Origin of the sequence: Saccharopolyspora sp. NPDC000359 (assembly GCF_040300525.1) — a bacterium.
Lineage (GTDB): Bacteria > Actinomycetota > Actinomycetes > Mycobacteriales > Pseudonocardiaceae > Saccharopolyspora.
In genome coordinates this window covers 1-15,664 of sequence record NZ_JBEPDU010000042.1, presented here as the reverse complement: position 1 = coordinate 15,664, position 15,664 = coordinate 1, and the positions used below count along the sequence as shown (strand labels likewise).

At 70.1% G+C, this 15,664-nt stretch carries 17 protein-coding genes and 2 riboswitches; of the genes, 5 read left to right on the top strand and 12 right to left on the bottom strand.

Going from position 1 to position 15,664, the window contains the following annotated elements:
• Positions 1-29: 29 nt before the first annotated feature.
• From ABT324_RS24605 to ABT324_RS24590, 4 genes are all read right to left on the bottom strand, one after another.
• Positions 30-1,412, bottom strand: a complete 1,383-nt coding sequence (locus tag ABT324_RS24605; protein WP_351182092.1) for an amino acid permease — start codon at positions 1,410-1,412, stop codon at positions 30-32.
• Between the two features lie 376 nt (positions 1,413-1,788).
• On the bottom strand, positions 1,789-3,069 hold the full coding sequence (glyA, locus tag ABT324_RS24600; protein ID WP_351182089.1) for a serine hydroxymethyltransferase: 1,281 nt from the start codon (positions 3,067-3,069) through the stop codon (positions 1,789-1,791).
• A 24-nt stretch (positions 3,070-3,093) separates the two neighbouring features.
• The gene (gene gcvT, locus ABT324_RS24595; RefSeq protein ID WP_351182086.1) at positions 3,094-4,197 is read right to left on the bottom strand and encodes a glycine cleavage system aminomethyltransferase GcvT; all 1,104 of its coding nucleotides are present in this window, start codon (positions 4,195-4,197) and stop codon (positions 3,094-3,096) included.
• A 117-nt stretch (positions 4,198-4,314) separates the two neighbouring features.
• Positions 4,315-4,414: riboswitch (glycine riboswitch) on the bottom strand.
• Positions 4,415-4,512: riboswitch (glycine riboswitch) on the bottom strand.
• A 109-nt stretch (positions 4,513-4,621) separates the two neighbouring features.
• On the bottom strand, positions 4,622-5,260 hold the full coding sequence (locus ABT324_RS24590) for a TetR/AcrR family transcriptional regulator (protein WP_351182083.1): 639 nt from the start codon (positions 5,258-5,260) through the stop codon (positions 4,622-4,624).
• A gap of 101 nt (positions 5,261-5,361) precedes the next feature.
• Between ABT324_RS24590 and ABT324_RS24585 the strand changes: the two genes are divergently transcribed.
• From ABT324_RS24585 to ABT324_RS24575, 3 genes are all read left to right on the top strand, one after another.
• Complete coding sequence (locus ABT324_RS24585; RefSeq protein ID WP_351182243.1) at positions 5,362-6,540, top strand: acyl-CoA dehydrogenase family protein; 1,179 nt, start codon at positions 5,362-5,364, stop codon at positions 6,538-6,540.
• A 57-nt stretch (positions 6,541-6,597) separates the two neighbouring features.
• On the top strand, positions 6,598-6,756 hold the full coding sequence (locus ABT324_RS24580) for a hypothetical protein (protein WP_351182080.1): 159 nt from the start codon (positions 6,598-6,600) through the stop codon (positions 6,754-6,756).
• A gap of 143 nt (positions 6,757-6,899) precedes the next feature.
• Positions 6,900-7,460, top strand: coding sequence for a hypothetical protein (locus ABT324_RS24575; RefSeq protein WP_351182077.1), 561 nt, complete (start codon positions 6,900-6,902; stop codon positions 7,458-7,460).
• Positions 7,461-7,466: 6 nt separating this feature from the next.
• Here ABT324_RS24575 and ABT324_RS24570 read toward each other — a convergent pair whose 3' ends face one another.
• Both ABT324_RS24570 and ABT324_RS24565 read right to left on the bottom strand, forming a co-directional pair.
• Positions 7,467-7,907, bottom strand: a complete 441-nt coding sequence (locus ABT324_RS24570) for a GtrA family protein (protein WP_351182074.1) — start codon at positions 7,905-7,907, stop codon at positions 7,467-7,469.
• 432 nt (positions 7,908-8,339) lie between these two features.
• Positions 8,340-9,245, bottom strand: a complete 906-nt coding sequence (locus ABT324_RS24565; RefSeq protein ID WP_351182071.1) for a sulfite exporter TauE/SafE family protein — start codon at positions 9,243-9,245, stop codon at positions 8,340-8,342.
• A 738-nt stretch (positions 9,246-9,983) separates the two neighbouring features.
• Between ABT324_RS24565 and ABT324_RS24560 the strand changes: the two genes are divergently transcribed.
• Positions 9,984-10,775, top strand: a complete 792-nt coding sequence (locus ABT324_RS24560) for a M23 family metallopeptidase (RefSeq protein ID WP_351182068.1) — start codon at positions 9,984-9,986, stop codon at positions 10,773-10,775.
• A gap of 121 nt (positions 10,776-10,896) precedes the next feature.
• On the opposite strand, the gene ABT324_RS24555 is transcribed toward ABT324_RS24560, so the two are convergent.
• From ABT324_RS24555 to ABT324_RS24540, 4 genes are all read right to left on the bottom strand, one after another.
• Positions 10,897-11,715 carry an RNA polymerase sigma factor SigF gene (locus ABT324_RS24555; RefSeq protein ID WP_351182065.1) on the bottom strand — a complete coding sequence of 273 codons (819 nt, stop codon included), beginning with the start codon at positions 11,713-11,715 and terminating at the stop codon, positions 10,897-10,899.
• Positions 11,712-12,155, bottom strand: coding sequence for an ATP-binding protein (locus ABT324_RS24550; protein WP_351182062.1), 444 nt, complete (start codon positions 12,153-12,155; stop codon positions 11,712-11,714). The genes ABT324_RS24555 and ABT324_RS24550 overlap by 4 nt, the downstream gene beginning before the upstream one ends.
• Positions 12,156-12,247: 92 nt before the next feature.
• Positions 12,248-12,877, bottom strand: coding sequence for a vitamin K epoxide reductase family protein (locus ABT324_RS24545; RefSeq protein WP_351182059.1), 630 nt, complete (start codon positions 12,875-12,877; stop codon positions 12,248-12,250).
• Positions 12,874-13,632, bottom strand: a complete 759-nt coding sequence (locus ABT324_RS24540; protein ID WP_351182057.1) for a DsbA family protein — start codon at positions 13,630-13,632, stop codon at positions 12,874-12,876. Before ABT324_RS24540 ends, ABT324_RS24545 begins: the two co-directional genes overlap by 4 nt.
• A gap of 159 nt (positions 13,633-13,791) precedes the next feature.
• Between ABT324_RS24540 and ligD the strand changes: the two genes are divergently transcribed.
• Positions 13,792-14,787, top strand: a complete 996-nt coding sequence (gene ligD, locus ABT324_RS24535; RefSeq protein ID WP_351182054.1) for a non-homologous end-joining DNA ligase — start codon at positions 13,792-13,794, stop codon at positions 14,785-14,787.
• A 64-nt stretch (positions 14,788-14,851) separates the two neighbouring features.
• Here ligD and ABT324_RS24530 read toward each other — a convergent pair whose 3' ends face one another.
• Positions 14,852-15,007, bottom strand: coding sequence for a hypothetical protein (locus tag ABT324_RS24530; RefSeq protein ID WP_351182051.1), 156 nt, complete (start codon positions 15,005-15,007; stop codon positions 14,852-14,854).
• A gap of 98 nt (positions 15,008-15,105) precedes the next feature.
• A partial coding sequence (locus ABT324_RS24525) for a GntR family transcriptional regulator (protein ID WP_351182048.1) occupies positions 15,106-15,664 on the bottom strand: 559 nt, incomplete at its 5' end.

Sequence of the window (15,664 nt, the reverse complement as noted above, 5' to 3'; positions counted from 1 at the left end):
ACCGGGCGTGCGCCGGGCCGACTGGTGGGTCACTTGCTGACGGGGGTGCGCTCCGGCTGCTTGTTCCGGATCGCCAGGTAGCCCACGGCCACCGCGACCACCAGCACCGGCGTGATGTACAGCGCGATGCGCGTTTCCGCGTCGAAGCCCAGCAGCACCACGACGAACGCCAGGAACGCCAGCACCACGTAGTTTGACCACGGGGCCAGCGGCATCCGGAACGGTCCGGCCTCGATCTCGCCGCGCGCCACCTTGCGGCGGTAGCCCAGGTGCGCGATGAGGATCATGCCCCAGGTGAAGATGGCGCCGACCGTGCTGGCGCTGGTGATGTAGGTGAACGCCTGCTCCGGGACGAAGTAGTTGAGCAGCACGCCGATCAGCATCACGCAGAACGTCACGGCGATGGCCCGCGCGGGCACCGCCCGGCCGCTGAGCCGGCCCACCGCGCGCGGTGCCTGGCCGTCCTGGGCCAGCGTGCGGATCATCCGGCCGGTGGAGTAGATGCCGCTGTTGCACGACGACAGCGCCGCCGTGGTCACCACGAAGTTGATCACGCCCGCGGCGGCCGGAATGCCGACCAGGGTGAAGGCGTGCACGAACGGGCTGCCGTCCGCCGGGAACTGGAACCACGGCACCAGCGCGGTGAGCGCGACCAGCGCACCGACGTAGAAGATCAGGATCCGCCACATCACGGCGTTGATGGCCCGCGGCAGCACCTTCTTCGGGTTGCTGCTCTCGCTGGCGGTCTGCCCGACCATCTCCACGCCGATGAACGCGAACATGACGATCTGGAAGGCCAGCAGGGCGGAGGTGCCGCCGTTCGGGAACAGGCCGCCGTGCGACCAGATGTTGCTCAGCGACGCTGTCGGCCCGACGTCGCTGAACCCGAAGACCAGGATCAGCGCGGCCAGCACGATCAGCCCGATGATGGCCAGCACCTTGATCAGCGCGAACCAGAACTCGAACTCACCGAACAGCTTGACCGCGATCAGGTTCACCCCGCTGAGCACGATCAGCGCGCCCAGCGCCGGGATCCACTGCGGCACCTGCGGGAACCAGAACTGGAAGTACTTGCCGACCGCGGTGATCTCGGCCATGCCGGTGACGATCCAGACCAGCCAGTAACCCCAGCCGACCGCGAACTTCGCCCACGGCCCGACGAACTCGCCCGCGTACTCGGCGAAGGAACCGCTCACCGGGCGGTACATCAGCAGCTCGCCGAGCGCCCGCATGACGAAGAAGATCATCACACCGGCGATCGCGTAGTTCAGGATCAGGCCGGTGCCGACCTGGTTGAGGGCCTTTCCGGAACCGAGGAACAGCCCGACACCAATCGCGCCGCCGATGGCGATCATGTTGATGTGCCGGGTGCTCAGATCCTTCCGGTACTCCTCGGTCGCTGGTTGGCTCATCGAAGTGAACTCCTCCAATAACGGGTGCGGGTTCTCGGTGCGCAGCCGCGTGGGCCGCTTCCCCGCAACGCGTTGCTCGGCAGCGTGTTTCGCTGGAGCTGCGCAGATACTCCGGCATCCGGTCGGTGCTGGCAAGGGATTCGGAGGAGTTGGAATCGAGCCTTTTCCGCGGGCGAATCGAACCGGTACTGGCGACCGGCGGGGGAAAACCGCATTTCGGTCACCGGGGAGGAATTGCGTTGAGGCCTGAATCACATTCAGCCAGATGTGCGTGAATGTTCATCCAGCCGGGTCGGAAAAGGACGCACCGGAAAAAACGGCTGGCGCGCGCGAATCGGATTCGCGCGCGCCAGCCGCAGGGGTGCTGCCGGAACCGTCAGAGGTTCGGGTACAGCGGGTGCTTGGTGGCCAGGGCTTCGACGCGGGTGCGCAGCTTGGCGCTGGTGCTCTCGTCGAAGTTCGGCTTGAGAGCCTCGGCGATGATGTCGGCGACCTCGGTGAACTCGGTCCGGCCGAAGCCGCGGGTGGCCAGCGCCGGGGTGCCGATGCGCAGCCCGGAGGTCACCATCGGCGGCCGCGGGTCGTTGGGCACCGCGTTGCGGTTGACCGTGATGCCGATCTCGTGCAGCCGGTCCTCGGCCTGCTTGCCGTCCAGCTCGGAGTTGCGCAGGTCCACCAGCACCAGGTGCACGTCGGTGCCGCCGGAGACCAGCTGCACACCGGCCTCCTTGGCGTCGGCGGCCGACAGCCGCTCGGCCAGGACCTGGGCGCCCTCGACGGTCCGGCGCTGCCGGTCCTTGAACTCCTCGCCAGCGGCGACCTTGAACGCCACCGCCTTGCCCGCGATCACGTGCTCCAGCGGCCCACCCTGCTGACCGGGGAACACCGCGGAGTTGAACTTCTTGGTGAACTCCTCGTCGGAGGACAGGATCACGCCACCGCGCGGACCGCCCAGGGTCTTGTGCGTGGTGGTGGTGACGACGTGGGCGTGCGGCACCGGGTTCGGGTGCAGGCCCGCGGCGACCAGCCCGGCGAAGTGCGCCATGTCCACCATCAGGTAGGCGCCGACCTCGTCGGCGATCTCCCGGAACCGCTTGAAGTCCAGCTGCCGCGGGTAGGCCGACCACCCGGCGATGATCAGCTGCGGCTTGTTCTCCCGCGCCAGCCGGGCGACCTCGTCCATGTCGACGCGGTGGTCGTCCTCGCGCACGTGGTAGGGCACCACGTTGTAGAGCTTGCCGGAGAAGTTGATCCGCATCCCGTGGGTCAGGTGACCGCCGTGGGCCAGGTCCAGGCCCATGATGGTGTCACCCGGCTTGAGCAGCGCGAACATCGCCGCGGCGTTGGCCTGCGCGCCCGAGTGCGGCTGCACGTTGGCGAACGAGGCGCCGAACAGCTCCTTGATCCGGTCGATGGCCAGCTGCTCGACGACGTCGACGTGCTCGCAGCCGCCGTAGTAACGGCGCCCCGGGTAGCCCTCGGCGTACTTGTTGGTCAGCACCGAGCCCTGCGCCTCCAGCACGGCCTGCGGCGCGAAGTTCTCCGACGCGATCATCTCCAGCGTGGTCTGCTGGCGGTTGAGCTCGGCGCCGACGGCCGCCGCCACCTCTGGGTCCACCGCGGCCAGCTTGTCGTTGAACAGGTCCGGTGTCGACATGGTGTTGCCTCCTGTGTGCATCTCTCAGGCGTTGCGGCGGTAGAACGGCAGCTCGACGACCTGCACCGCGACGGCCTTGCCGCGGATGTCGACCTGCAGCTGGGTGCCGGGTTCGCTGTGCTCGCGGTCCACGTAGGCCAGTCCGATCGGGTGGCCCAAGGTCGGGGACGGGGCGCCGCTGGTCACCACGCCGATCTCGGAGCCCTCGGCGTCCAGCACCCGGTAGCCGTGGCGGGGCGCGCGGCGCTGGTCGGTGCTCAGCCCGACCAGGGTGCGCTCGGTGGGCTTCTCCGCGGCAGCCGCCAGCGCTTCCTTGCCGACGAAGTCGCCGGGCTTGTCGAGCTTGACCACCCGGCCGAGGTTCGCGTGGTACGGCGTGAGGTCGGCGGAGAGCTCGTTGCCGTACAGCGGCATCCCGGCCTCCAGGCGCAGCGTGTCGCGGCAGGACAGCCCGGTGGGCTGCAGGCCGTGCTGCGCGCCCGACTCGGTCAGCGCCTGCCACACGGCCTCGGCGTCGCCCGGCGCGGTGAACAGCTCGAAGCCGTCCTCGCCGGTGTAGCCGGTGCGCGCCAGCAGCACGTCCTTGCCCGCGACCTGCGTCCGGTAACCCGCGTAGTACTTGACGCCGGAGAGGTCGGTGTCGGTCAGCGGCGCGAGAATCGCCACCGCGTTCGGGCCCTGCACCGCGATCAGCGCGTAGTCGTCGGAGACGTCCTCGTGCTGGGCGTCGAAGCCGCTGACCCGGTCGGCGAGCTCGGCGGAGACCACGGCGGCGTTCGCGGCGTTGGCCACCACCAGGAACTCCTGCTCGTCGAGGCGGTAGACGATCAGGTCGTCCAGCACGCCACCGGCCGGGTTGCAGATCATGGTGTAGCGGGCGCGGCCGGGGGTGATCGCGGAGGCGTTGGCGACCAGCGCGTGGTCGAGCGCCTCGGCGGCCTGCGGGCCGCTGATCCGGATCTCGCCCATGTGGGTCAGGTCGAACAGGCCCGCGGCGGTGCGCACCGCGTTGTGCTCCGCGGTGTCACCGGAGTAGCGCAGCGGCATCTGCCAGCCGGCGAACTCGGTGAAGGTGGCTCCGAGCGCTTCGTGGACGTGGTGCAAGGGCGTCCGTCGTGGCGACGACATGGTGTGGGACTCCTCCTGGTGGGCGCCGGTCGGCAGTCGAGGGCCGGTCAGCTCACTGCGCCCAACCTTATCGGGGGCACCTCGACCCCGACCTGCGCGGGCTTGCGCTGGTCGGGCGGTCTCCCCGGAGTCATTGGCCTGAGAGTTTCGCCACCCCGCGGGGGTGGCTTGCACCGTGGGCGAGAAGCGGGTGCTCCTGCTTTTCTCCGTGATCGCCTGGTGCCGCGCGGTGCCGGTGCCTGAGAGTTTGCTGGGGAGTATTGCTCCTTCGGCGCCCCGGTCCCGGTGGGCCGGAGTCTCTCCCGCACGACGTCGTAGGCGCTGTATTCGGTTCTGCGCCTTGGACGCTACGAACCCCCGGTGACCCACGTCAACCGGACGGGCGAGTGATCTCGTGCAGGCTTGCCCGGACTTCTGAACAGGTTCAGGTCGTTCGCGTGGTGTCCAGGGCCTGGTACTGCTTGCGGAGGCCGTCGATGAGGGCTTCGAGGGCCAGTTCGAAGCTGGCCTCGTCGATCTCCGCCGCGTGCTCGCGCAGCAGGTGGGCCCTGTTCAGGTGGGGGAAGCGGTCGTCGTAGAGGTCCGCGTCGTCCGGGAAGCCACCGCTGAACGAGCCCATCGCCGAGCCCACCACCAGGTACTTCGTCGAGGCGCCGATCATGGTGGCGTAGCGCTGCGGCCAGCCCGCGCGGGTCAGGCCGCCGTGCACCGCGTCCGCCCGGCGCAGGGCGTTCTCGCGGCGGGCCGGGCCGTAGGCCAGGAACGGCACCAGGTTCGGGTGGGCGACCAGGGCCGCGCGGTAGGAGCGGGCCCAGGTGCGCAGGCCCCTCGTCCAGTCCTGGTCGAAACCGGCGACGTCCACCGCGGCCATCACGTCGTCGGCGATCTCGTGCAGCAAATCTTCCTTGGTCGAGACGTGGTTGTACAGCGAGGCCGCGCGCACCCCGAGCCGTTCCGCGAGGCGGCGCATGGACAGCGCCTCCAGGCCGTCGGCGTCGATGATCTCCAGCCCGACGCGGCGGATGCGTTCCGGTGACAACCGGGGAGTGGTCGGTCTGGGCACGTCTTCTCCTCGTCAGGTCCCTTGCGGCGTTCGCCGGGACCGTCTTAGGCTGCCACAAAACTAACGACGTTAGTTAGATGGCCGCAGGAAGGGATCCGGCGATGGTCGACTTCTCGCTCTCCGACACCGAGCGCGACATCAGGGACTGGGTGCGTAACTTCGTCCAGCGCGAGCTGGTGCCGCTGGAACCGGAGGTGCTGCGGCGGGAGCGGGCCGGGGAGCGCGGCCTGACCAAGGACGAGCAGCACGAGCTGCAGCAGAAGGCGAAGGACGCCGGGTTCTGGGGCGTGCAGACGCCCGAGGAGTACGGCGGCATGGGCCTGTCGTCGGTGATGTCGGCGCTGATCGAGATCGAGCTCGGCCGCACCTACGTGCCGTTCCGGTTCGGCGGCTACGCCGACAACATCCTTTACCACGCCAACGAGGAGCAGAAGCAGCGCTACCTGCTGCCGACCATCGAGGGCACCCGCAAGTCCTGCTTCGCGATCACCGAGCCGGGGGCCGGGTCGGACGCCAAGGACCTGCGCACCACGGCGGTCAAGGACGGCGCGGAGTGGGTGATCAACGGCGAGAAGACCTTCATCACCGGCGGCATCGACGCGGACTTCGTGATGGTCTTCGCGGTCACCGACAAGGCCAAGGGCGCCAACGGGGGCGTCACCTGCTTCCTGGTCGACCGCGACATGGGCTGGAAGTCCGAGCCGATCGACATCATGGGCCCGTGGGAGCGCCAGCCAGCCGCGCTGGTCTTCGACAACGTGCGGGTGCCCGAGGGCAACGTCCTCGGCGAGGTAGGGCACGGCTTCGCGCTCGCCATGCAGTGGATCGGGCGCGGCCGCTACATGCTGCCCGCGCGGGCGCTGGGCGCCTGCGAGCGGCTGGTCGAGATGGGCGTGGAGTACGCCAAGCAGCGCGAGACCTTCGGCAAGCCGATCGCCGAGCGCCAGGCGATCCAGTGGATGGTGGCGGACTCGGCGGTGGAGATCGAGGCGCTGCGCTGGCTGGTGCTGCAGGCGGCCTGGCAGATCGACCAGGGCATGGACTCCCGGCACGCCCAGTCCATCGCCAAGCTCTACGGGGCCACCCGCGCCAACGAGATCGTCGACCGGGTGCTGCAGATTCACGGCGGCATGGGCTACACCAAGGAGCTGCCGATCGAGCGCTGGTACCGCGACCTGCGGCTGCTGCGGATCTTCGAGGGCACCGACGAGATCCAGCGCCGCACGCTGGCCCGCAACCTGCTCAGGGGGCACGCCTCGGTGCGCGGAGTGCTCGGCTGAACCCGGTGCGTGGGTAGTCTGGGGGCAAACCGTGGCACCGACGTGGTGGGAGCAACGATGTCGCTGTTCAAGAAGGTCTCGGAGTTCGCCAGCAGCCCGCAGGGCAAGAAGGTGATCGACCAGGCCAAGAAGTACGCCACCGACCCGAAGAACAAGGAGAAGCTCGACCAGGTCAAGGACAAGTTCTTCGGCGGCAAGGGCGACAAGAAGAACTGACCGGTCCACCCGAACGGCCCCTGCGACGGGGCCGTTCGCCGTTCCTGCGCCGGGTCGACCCGGTGGCGGTCGAAGACGCCTCGAACCGGGTGCTGATCAGCTAGTATCCGCCCGCATTCGCAGGCGTTCGGCAGGAGCGGACCATGTCGCAACTACCTCGGAACCAGCAGGGACCGCAGGGGCAGGTCCCCTCGCCGCAGCCACGGCAGGACCCACCCGGGCCTGGTGACCCCCAGCAGGCACCGCCGTCCTCGGGGCGGCCCGGAGCGGTGCTCGCCGCTGCTGCACTCGGGGGCGCCGTCGCGCTGGTCGTGCTCGGCGTCGCCGTCCACACGCTGGTCGCGGGGCTCGCCGGGGCCAGCGGGGGCGGGGAGGTCGCCGTGGTGCTGCTGGCGCTCATCGTCGGCTCGGTCGGCGTCATGCACGCGCTCGGCGTCCACCGGCTGCTGCACCCGCGGTTCCCGAACACCGCGATGATGGCCATGGCCGGATGGATCACGGTGACCGTGACCGGGTTCGGCGTGTTCCGCTCGATCCGCGGCCGCGGCGACGGCCCGGACCTCACCACGATGCTGGTGTGGGTCGGGTTGGCCGTCGTCGTGATCACGCTGATGCTGCTGATCACGCGTCCGTCCGTCACGCGGTGGGTGCGGGCCGTCCACGCGCGTTCCCGCCAGCTCGGCCACGCCCCCGGCAAGCGCTGAGCGCGGTCAGCGGCGACCGGGGAAGACCAGCCGGTCGACCAGGAAGAACTTGAGCACGAACGTCACCGCGTAGGTGCCCAGGAAGGCGCCCCAGACGACCACCACCTGCGCGCTGCGGGTGAGGGACTGCGCGAAGGCTTCGGCGTGGTGCGTGGCCAGGGCGGCCAGCAGGGCGGTGGTCACCGAGATGACCGCGTAGCGCAGGACCTCCCCGCGCAGACCGGTTCGCCCGGTGCTGCCCCAGGTGTGCCGGTTGAGCGTGAAGTTCGGGACCGCCCCGGCCAACCACGCCGTGATCGTCGCCGCCACCGGGGCCGCGCCCAGGGCGTAGACGGCGAGGAAGACGACCTGGCTGATCGCGGTGGCCACCACCGAGGCGGCGGCGAACCGGCGAAGCAGCCGCCAGTAGCGCTTCGCACCGGTCGTCTCGGGGGCCTGCGGTGCCATCTCGCCTCCGTGGGGTCCGCGTCCGGCCGAACGATACCGATCGCGGGTGAGCCGATCGCCCGAGCTCAGGGGAGTGGTGCGCAGCGCAGGCCCGCTGGTCTGGTGGCAGTGCGGAGATTGGGCCGCGTGGCGGCTTGGAATATACCAACGCAGCGGTGCACACTTGATCGCGAAACGTTTGCGGTCGCGTCGAAAGGCCGTGGTACGGGGAGCGGTGCCCCGGGCGCGGAGCCATCAGGACTCCCCACCCGGGGCACCTACCGTGTGTCGGGGGGCTTCCACACGGTCTACCGAACAGTAACTCGTTCGGTTGATCTCAGCGATACGGCACGTGGGTAAATCTTCGCTCAGAGTCAGGGCCGTGCGGGTGCCCCGAGGGTTGCGCTGAATTCTTGACGGGGTGGCGACCCGGGTGAGCCCCCACCCCCGGGCTCAGCCGTGCACCGCCTCCGCGGTGTCGGCCTTGTCGGTCTCCGGCTGGCGGCGCTCGGCGCGGAGCACCCGGACCGTGTAGGCGATGGCGGCGACCCAGGCCACCACGATGACCGAGTAGATGATCGCGTGCGACCCGCCGGGCAGCTCGAGGTCCTTGATCAGGGTCCGCGCGTTGGTGAGCACGATCAACCCACCGGCGCCGACGCCGATCAGCCGCATCGGCACGATGCGCACCAGGTAGGCCGCCAGCGGTGCGGCGACCACGCCGCCCAGCAGCAGACCACCCACGGTCAGCCAGGACAGCTCCTGGTCCGCCAGCGAGAGCAGGAAGCCGAGGCTCGCCGCCGCGGCGATCAGGAACTCGCTGGTGTCCACCGAGCCGATGACCTTGCGCGGCTCGACCCGGCCGGTGCTCAGCAGCGTCGGGGTCGCCACCGGGCCCCAGCCGCCGCCACCGGTGGCGTCCACGAATCCGGCGACCAGGCCGAGCGGGGCGAGCAGCTTGCCACTGACGCCGGTGAGCTGGCGGCGGCGCAGCGGCCGGAAGGCGAACCGCGCCAGCACGTAGAGGCCGAGCGCGAGCAGGATCGTGGACATCCACGGCTCCGCGGCCTCGGTGGAGAGGTTGCTCAGCGCGGTGGCACCGAGGAACGCGCCGATCGCACCGGGCACGCCGAGCGTGAGCACGACCCGCCAGTCGACGTTGCCGAACTTCCAGTGCGAGAGCCCGGAGGCCAGCGAGGTGCCCAGTTCGGCGAGGTGCACCGAGGCGGAGGCCAGGGCCGGGCTCATCCCGGCCGCGAGCAGGATGGTCGTGGACGTGACGCCGTAGGCCATGCCGAGCGAGCCGTCGACCAGCTGCGCGACGAATCCACCGATCGCGAAGATCAGGAACGCTTGCACGATGTCTCCGAGGGTGCGAGGGGTGCCGAGACCGGCGCGCGTGCGAACGCGCGCTGCGATGACGGGAGGAGTGGGGGAGTGCGGGCGGGGCTACCGCGCGCGCCGACACCCTGCGGAGGTGACGCGTCGGAGGTCCACGTGGAGGCGCTGCACGAGCAGCCGCCACTGATCACCAGGCGTCATGCAGGACAGTGAAACAGATCCCGCGATCGAGTGGCACCGCCTCCCAGAGTGCGGGAGGCCAGTTGCCGGGGTGGTCGGGTTCTGTGCGCAAGGCCACTCGTGCCGGTGGATGATCTTCGAAAGCCGGTTCCCTGCGCGGTTCTCCGGCCCTCCGCCCGGACTGTCTCCTGTGGACTCCCGTGTTCCCGGCATGGCTGGGCGGGGTTTGACGACCGGTTCGACGGTCGGCAGGGCGACCTGCGAAAACCGGAGTCCCGCTGATCGTCTTCGCCGCCTGTTGATCTCCGGTCGGGTGGCGTGGTCCTGGGGTCCGCGGCCGGACTTCGCCGTTATCTGGTGGTCATCTTCTCTGGGTACGCAGTGTGACTAACTGCGTGGTGTCCGTGGCTTGAAGTTCAGGTGAACGGGCTAGTGCTTGCGCTTGTTGATAACCCTCAGCTACGTTCCCGGCTCGTACGTCACGGTTCGGTCACAGCGATGTCTCGCTCCCCCGAGAGACATCACCCGCACCCCCGAGCGGGCAGTGGCCGGACCTCCCCGAGACGGAAGGTGAAGATGGGCAAGCACCGCAAGGAGGGCGGCCATCCCCCGAAGGCCGCCCTCCCGCTACGGAACAAGTTCGTCGCCGCAGTGGTGGCCGGTGGCGCTTTCGCTGCCGTGGGCCAGCCGCTGGCTGCGGCCGGAGAGCAGACCGAGGTCCCCGAACGGCGCGAAGCGGTGCACCCGCTCGCCGGGAGCAAGCAGCTGAGCCTGGCCGTCACCGGGACGCCGACCCGTCCCGCCGCGGTCCAGCTGCTCGCTCCGGCGGTCGAGACCGGCTCGGTCCAGGAAGCCGGTCAGATCGACAAGGCCGAGGCCCTCCAGCAGGCCCGCGCGGAAGCCGAGCGGGCCCGCCAGGAGGCCGAGCGCGCCGCCGCCGAGGCCAAGCGCGCGAAGGAGGAAGCCGCCCGCAAGGCCGCCAGCGGCTTCGTCAAGCCCGCCGAGGGCACCTTCACCTCCGGGTTCGGCTCCCGCTGGGGCACCAGCCACAACGGGGTCGACATCGCCAACAGCATCGGCACCCCGATCCGCGCGGTGGCCGCCGGCACCGTGATCGACGCCGGTCCGGCCAGCGGTTTCGGGCAGTGGATCCGGTTGCGGCACTCGGACGGCACGATCACCGTCTACGGCCACATCAACACCATCGACGTCAGCGAGGGCGAGCAGGTCGGCGCTGGCGAGAAGATCGCCACGATGGGCAACCGCGGCCAGTCCACCGGTCCGCACCTGCACTTCGAGGTGATCGTGGGTGGCAAGAAGATCAACCCGCTGTCGTGGCTGAGCGCCCGCGGCATCGAGGTGCGCTGAGCACCTCCCCGAGCAACCGCCCGGGACCTGCAATCCCCCGACGGGTCCCGGGCGGTTCCCCAACTCCGGGGGTCGCGCGCCAGGACCGCGCCTCAGCGGGCTGGCCGCCGCGCGGCACCGGTCACTGCTCGGCGCCGCTCCTGGCCGGTTTGTCCTCCTCGATCCGCTGGCGGAGCCAGCCGAGGGTGCGGGACAGCAGTCGCGAGACGTGCATCTGGGAGATGCCGATCTGCTCGGCGATCTGGGTCTGGGTCATGCCGCGGAAGAAGCGCATCACCAGGATCCGGCGCTCCCGGTCCGGCAGCTCCTCCAGCAGCGGCCGCACCATCTCGCGGTTCTCCACCTCGGCGAGCTCGGCGTCGTCGGAGCCGATCGCATCGCCCAGCGGGATCTCGTCGGTGTCGGTGAGCAGTTCGTCCAGCGAAGCGCTGCGGTAGGCGTTGCCCGCCTCCAGCCCGCGGTACACGTCGTCGGTGCTGATGCCCAGGTGGCTGGCCAGCTCGCTCGGCGTCGGGGCGCGCCCCAGCTCCTGGGACAGGCGGGCGATGGCCGCCGACACCGACAGGTGCAGCTCCTGCAGGCGGCGCGGCATCCGCACCGCCCAGCCGGTGTCGCGGAAGTGCCGCCGCACCTCGCCCATGATCGTCGGCACCGCGTAGGACAGGAAGTCCACGCCGCGCTCCGGGTCGAACCGGTCCACCGCGTTGATCAGACCGAGGGTGGCCACCTGGGTCAGGTCCTCCTGGGACTCGCCGCGGTGGCTGAAGCGGCGGGCGATGTGCTCGGCCACCGGCAGGTGCTCGGTGACCAGCTTGTCGCGGAGCTCGGAGTAGCGGGGGTCCTGCTTGCTCAGCTTCGCGAGCTCGCCGAAAAGCGGCGCCAGCCGGTCGTAGCGCTCGTTGCGCGAATGTGCCGTCGGCTTGGAATCCGCTCGTCTCACACGTGTGCCGTCCGTCCCTTGGTCAGTTCGATCCGCACCAGGTGGCTGCCGTTGGTGGCAGCGGGATCCGACTCGACCGAGGTTGACACAACGTCCGCAAGAGCGCTGAGCACGCGCCAGCTGAAAGTATCCTTGCGCGGCCCGAAGGCGTCGTCGCTGATCACCTCGGCGGTGACCGACAGCGCGTCGTCCGCGCTGCGGAACCGGCACACCAGGGTGGCGCCCGGGGAGGCCAGCCGGACCAGCGAGGAGCAGGCCTCGTCCACGGCCAGCCGGAGGTCTGCGATCGAGTCGACGTCGTAGTCGGCGCGCATCGCGAGGTCCCCGACGACAGCGCGCATCACCGCCAGCTGGGCGGGTTCGGCCGCAATGCGGACCTCGACCACGTTCGCCGCGGAGGTCATCGGCTCTCCCCTCGCGACCTCGCGTTCCACGCTCATCCCGGGCCACCTCGTCTCGGTCGGTGCGACGCGACCATCACTCGCAGTCACCTGGTACCCGAGCCCAGCACCGAACAAACGGGCGCTCCCGCCTACAGGAGGGTGATCCAGTAGTCCCAGAAGCGCACCAGGATCAGGACCACGATGACCAGATACCACAGGACCAGCACGAGGCTGTGGAACCGGGCCAGCGCCACGCCGACGGATCGGCCGCCGCCGAAGTTGCCCGAGCTGAGGTTGTGGAGGGTCGTGTACCAGAAGAGCGGGATGGTCACCGCCCACACGACCATACAGTACGGGCACAGCGCGCCGATCACGTACAGGCTCTGCACCATCAGCCAGTGGATGAACAGCACCGCGAGGGTGGTGCCGACCTGCATGCCCAGCCAGAACCAGCGCGGCGGGCGGAAGCCGACCAGCAGCGCGACCCCGGTGGTGACCACCACCGGGAACGCGGCCACCCCGATCAGCGGGTTCGGGAAGCCCAGCACCGCGGCCTGGGCGCTGTCCATCACCGAACCGCAGGAGATGATCGGGTTGATGCTGCAGGACGGCACGTAGCCGGGATTGGCCAGCTTCTCGAGCTTCTCGACGATCAGCGCGAAGGAACCGGCCAGCCCGACGAGGCCACCCACGACGTGGAGCCAGCCCAGGCCGCGGGGCTGGCGGGGCGCGCTCGGCTCGTCGGCCGCGGCCCGCTCGACGACGTGGGCGGCGGTCACTTGGCCAGCTCCGCGTCCAGCTTGCTGCGGAACGCCTGGTTGAGCTGGTCCCAGGACTGCACGTCCTGGCCGGGCTTGAACTGGCGGCCGTTGATGAACAGGGTCGGCGTGCCGCTGACCCCGGCCTTCTCGCCGTCCGCGGCGTCGGCGTCGATCTTGGCCTTGACCTGCGGGGAGTCCACGTCCGCCCGGAACTTGTCCAGGTCGAGGCCGATCTGCCCGGCGTACTGCTCGAACAGCCCGCGGGCCTTGGCCGCGTCATCGCTGACCTTGCCGTCCGGGGACGCCGCCCACGCCTGGTAGTTGTCGTAGAGCGCGTGGTACATCTCCGGGAACTTGCCCTGCAGCGCCGCGGCCTCGGCGGCCTGCGCGGCGGGCCGGGCCAGCGGGTGCATCTCGTCCAGCGGGTAGTTCCGGGCCACGAAGTTGATCCTGCCCGCGTAGTCCTGCTCGATCTGCTTGGTCATGTTCGTGTAGTAGCCCCAGCAGGCGGGGCACTGGTAGTCGAGGAACTCGACCACCGTCACCTCGCTGTCCGGCGACTCGACGAGCATGTTGCTGTCCGGCTTGCGCAGCAGCTCGGCCGCCACGGGCGGGCCCGCGGGCTCCTCGGTGGCCCCGCCGCTGCCGTCGCGGTTGAACCACAGGACGCCGCCGAGCACCACCACCGCGACGACCACCACGATGGAGGTGAGGACGACGTTGGTGGACAGCCGGGGCTGCTTCTTGGTCAACGGGTTCTTGTTCTTCGACATCGGGGGCTATCACCTTCGGCCTGGTCCAGGGGGTGCTTCCAGTTTCCCGCATTCACCCGTCCGTGAACCCGTGCGGGGTCGAACTCACAGGCGGCTCACAGGCCGTTCTCAGCTTCGGGTCGGTTTGCCCCGCACCCGGGGTCGGGTAGGCATGGTTCGATGAACGATCCGCTGCGCTTGGTCGACCACGCCGAGCAGGACGAGCTGCGGGCCTGGCGCGGTGGCACCTGGCACGAGCCAGCGCTGGCCACCCTGACCCACCACCAGTTCTCCGACCCCGGCTGGATCTTCGAGCGCAAGCTCGACGGGGTCCGGGTGGTCGCCGGTTGCGACGGCGGCCGCCCGGTGCTGTGGTCGCGCAACCACAAGCGGGTCGACGCGGCCTACCCCGAGATCGTCGACGCGCTGGCCGAGCAGGGCGCGGACCGGTTCGTGCTCGACGGCGAGGTGGTCGCCTTCGAAGGCGACCGGACCAGCTTCGCCCGGCTGCAGAAGCGGATCCACCTCACCGACCCGGGGGTCGCCCGGCGCACCGGGGTGAGCGTCTACTACTACGCCTTCGACCTGCTCGCCTTCGGCGGCGTGGACCTGACCAGGCTGTCGTTGCGCACCCGCAAGCGGCTGCTGCGCGAGTGCTTCGAGTTCGCCGATCCGCTGCGGTTCAGCGCGCACCGGGTGGGCACCGGTGAGGAGTTCTTCCGCGAGGCGTGCCGCCGCGGCTGGGAGGGGCTGATCGCCAAGCGCGCGGACCGGCCCTACCGGAGCGGTCGCAGCCGGGACTGGCTGAAGTTCAAGTGCGTCGCCGACCAGGAGTTCGTCATCGGCGGGTTCACCGAGCCCAAGGGTTCCCGGTCCGGCTTCGGCGCGCTGCTGGTCGGCTACCACCGCGACGGGCGCCTGCGCTACGCGGGCAAGGTCGGCACCGGCTACGACGAGCGGACGCTGCGGGACCTGCGGGCCCGGCTCGACGAGCTGGCCCGGGACGGCTCGCCCTTCGCCGACGAGGTGGCCGAGCCGACCGCGCACTGGGTGTCGCCGGAACTGGTGGCGCAGATCGGTTTCACCGAGTGGACCGAGGACGGCAAGCTGCGCCACCCGAGGTTCTCCGGGCTGCGCGCCGACAAGCGCCCCGAGGACGTCGTCCGGGAAGCCTGATCGGCGGATGTCGTGAGCTCGCAACCGCGTTCCGCGCTCACGACCTCCGCCGCGGGAGCCGCGGTCAGCGGCCGACCTCGATCGAGGCGTCGCTGGCGGCCGGTTGCACCGGGAGCTGGGTTTCCGCGGGACTGGGACTCCACGTCGCGAGCAGGACGGTCGTGACGACCATCATCACCGTTCCGACAACCGACACGATCGTGCGGCTGTTGCTCTGCATGGCGTGGGCCCCCGAGTTTCTCGCGTAGGGATGGGCGGAGTGGCGGCGACGCCTCGACCGGCGTCCCACCATGGGTGTCGCCGCCGGGCCCAACAACGTTAGCGACCAGGGCCATTGTTCCCGGTGTGATGCGGAACTCCCTGGTGGGAGGCACTTTCGGCGGGCTGCGACCACAAGCCCAGTTGCTGTAGGTGATGGATCAGCAACTCTCCGGTACGGGTCACGTGCTCGTGCATCGCGGTGCGCGCGCCAACAGGGTCGCGCTGCCGCAACGCGGACAGCAGGACTTCGTGGTCGGTGGCGGCCATCTCGCGCCAACCGGGCACCGCCGCGGCGACGTGCTGTGGCGCGTACCGCACCGCGATGCCGAGGAACCACGACAGCTTCGGGGAATCCGCGATCCGCCACAGCAGCGCGTGGAAGCGGCCCACCAGGCCGCCCATGTCGGCGAGCACGAACTGCGCCGCCAGCTGCATCTCGTCCACCAGCGGGGCGAGTTCGGCGAGCTGCTCGGCGCCGATCCGCTGCGCGGCGCGGGCGGCCAGCTCGCCGGCGATGCACGCCTGCACCCGGAGGGGGTCGGCGGATTCGGGGGGGCTCAGCGGCGCCCCGGTGTACCCCCGGCGGGGCCGGCGGTAAAAGATCCCCACTCCCCCC

What these genes read in the sequence shown, in the direction of transcription:
- ABT324_RS24605 (WP_351182092.1), bottom strand. Translation starts at nt 1,412, where the DNA reads ATGAGCCAACCAGCGACCGAGGAGTACCGGAAGGATCTGAGCACCCGG.
- glyA (WP_351182089.1), bottom strand. Translation starts at nt 3,069, where the DNA reads ATGTCGACACCGGACCTGTTCAACGACAAGCTGGCCGCGGTGGACCCA.
- gcvT (WP_351182086.1), bottom strand. Translation starts at nt 4,197, where the DNA reads ATGTCGTCGCCACGACGGACGCCCTTGCACCACGTCCACGAAGCGCTC.
- ABT324_RS24585 (WP_351182243.1), top strand. Translation starts at nt 5,362, where the DNA reads ATGGTCGACTTCTCGCTCTCCGACACCGAGCGCGACATCAGGGACTGG.
- ABT324_RS24580 (WP_351182080.1), top strand. Translation starts at nt 6,598, where the DNA reads ATGTCGCTGTTCAAGAAGGTCTCGGAGTTCGCCAGCAGCCCGCAGGGC.
- ABT324_RS24575 (WP_351182077.1), top strand. Translation starts at nt 6,900, where the DNA reads ATGTCGCAACTACCTCGGAACCAGCAGGGACCGCAGGGGCAGGTCCCC.
- ABT324_RS24570 (WP_351182074.1), bottom strand. Translation starts at nt 7,907, where the DNA reads ATGGCACCGCAGGCCCCCGAGACGACCGGTGCGAAGCGCTACTGGCGG.
- ABT324_RS24560 (WP_351182068.1), top strand. Translation starts at nt 9,984, where the DNA reads ATGGGCAAGCACCGCAAGGAGGGCGGCCATCCCCCGAAGGCCGCCCTC.
- ABT324_RS24550 (WP_351182062.1), bottom strand. Translation starts at nt 12,155, where the DNA reads ATGAGCGTGGAACGCGAGGTCGCGAGGGGAGAGCCGATGACCTCCGCG.
- ABT324_RS24540 (WP_351182057.1), bottom strand. Translation starts at nt 13,632, where the DNA reads ATGTCGAAGAACAAGAACCCGTTGACCAAGAAGCAGCCCCGGCTGTCC.
- ligD (WP_351182054.1), top strand. Translation starts at nt 13,792, where the DNA reads ATGAACGATCCGCTGCGCTTGGTCGACCACGCCGAGCAGGACGAGCTG.
- ABT324_RS24530 (WP_351182051.1), bottom strand. Translation starts at nt 15,007, where the DNA reads ATGCAGAGCAACAGCCGCACGATCGTGTCGGTTGTCGGAACGGTGATG.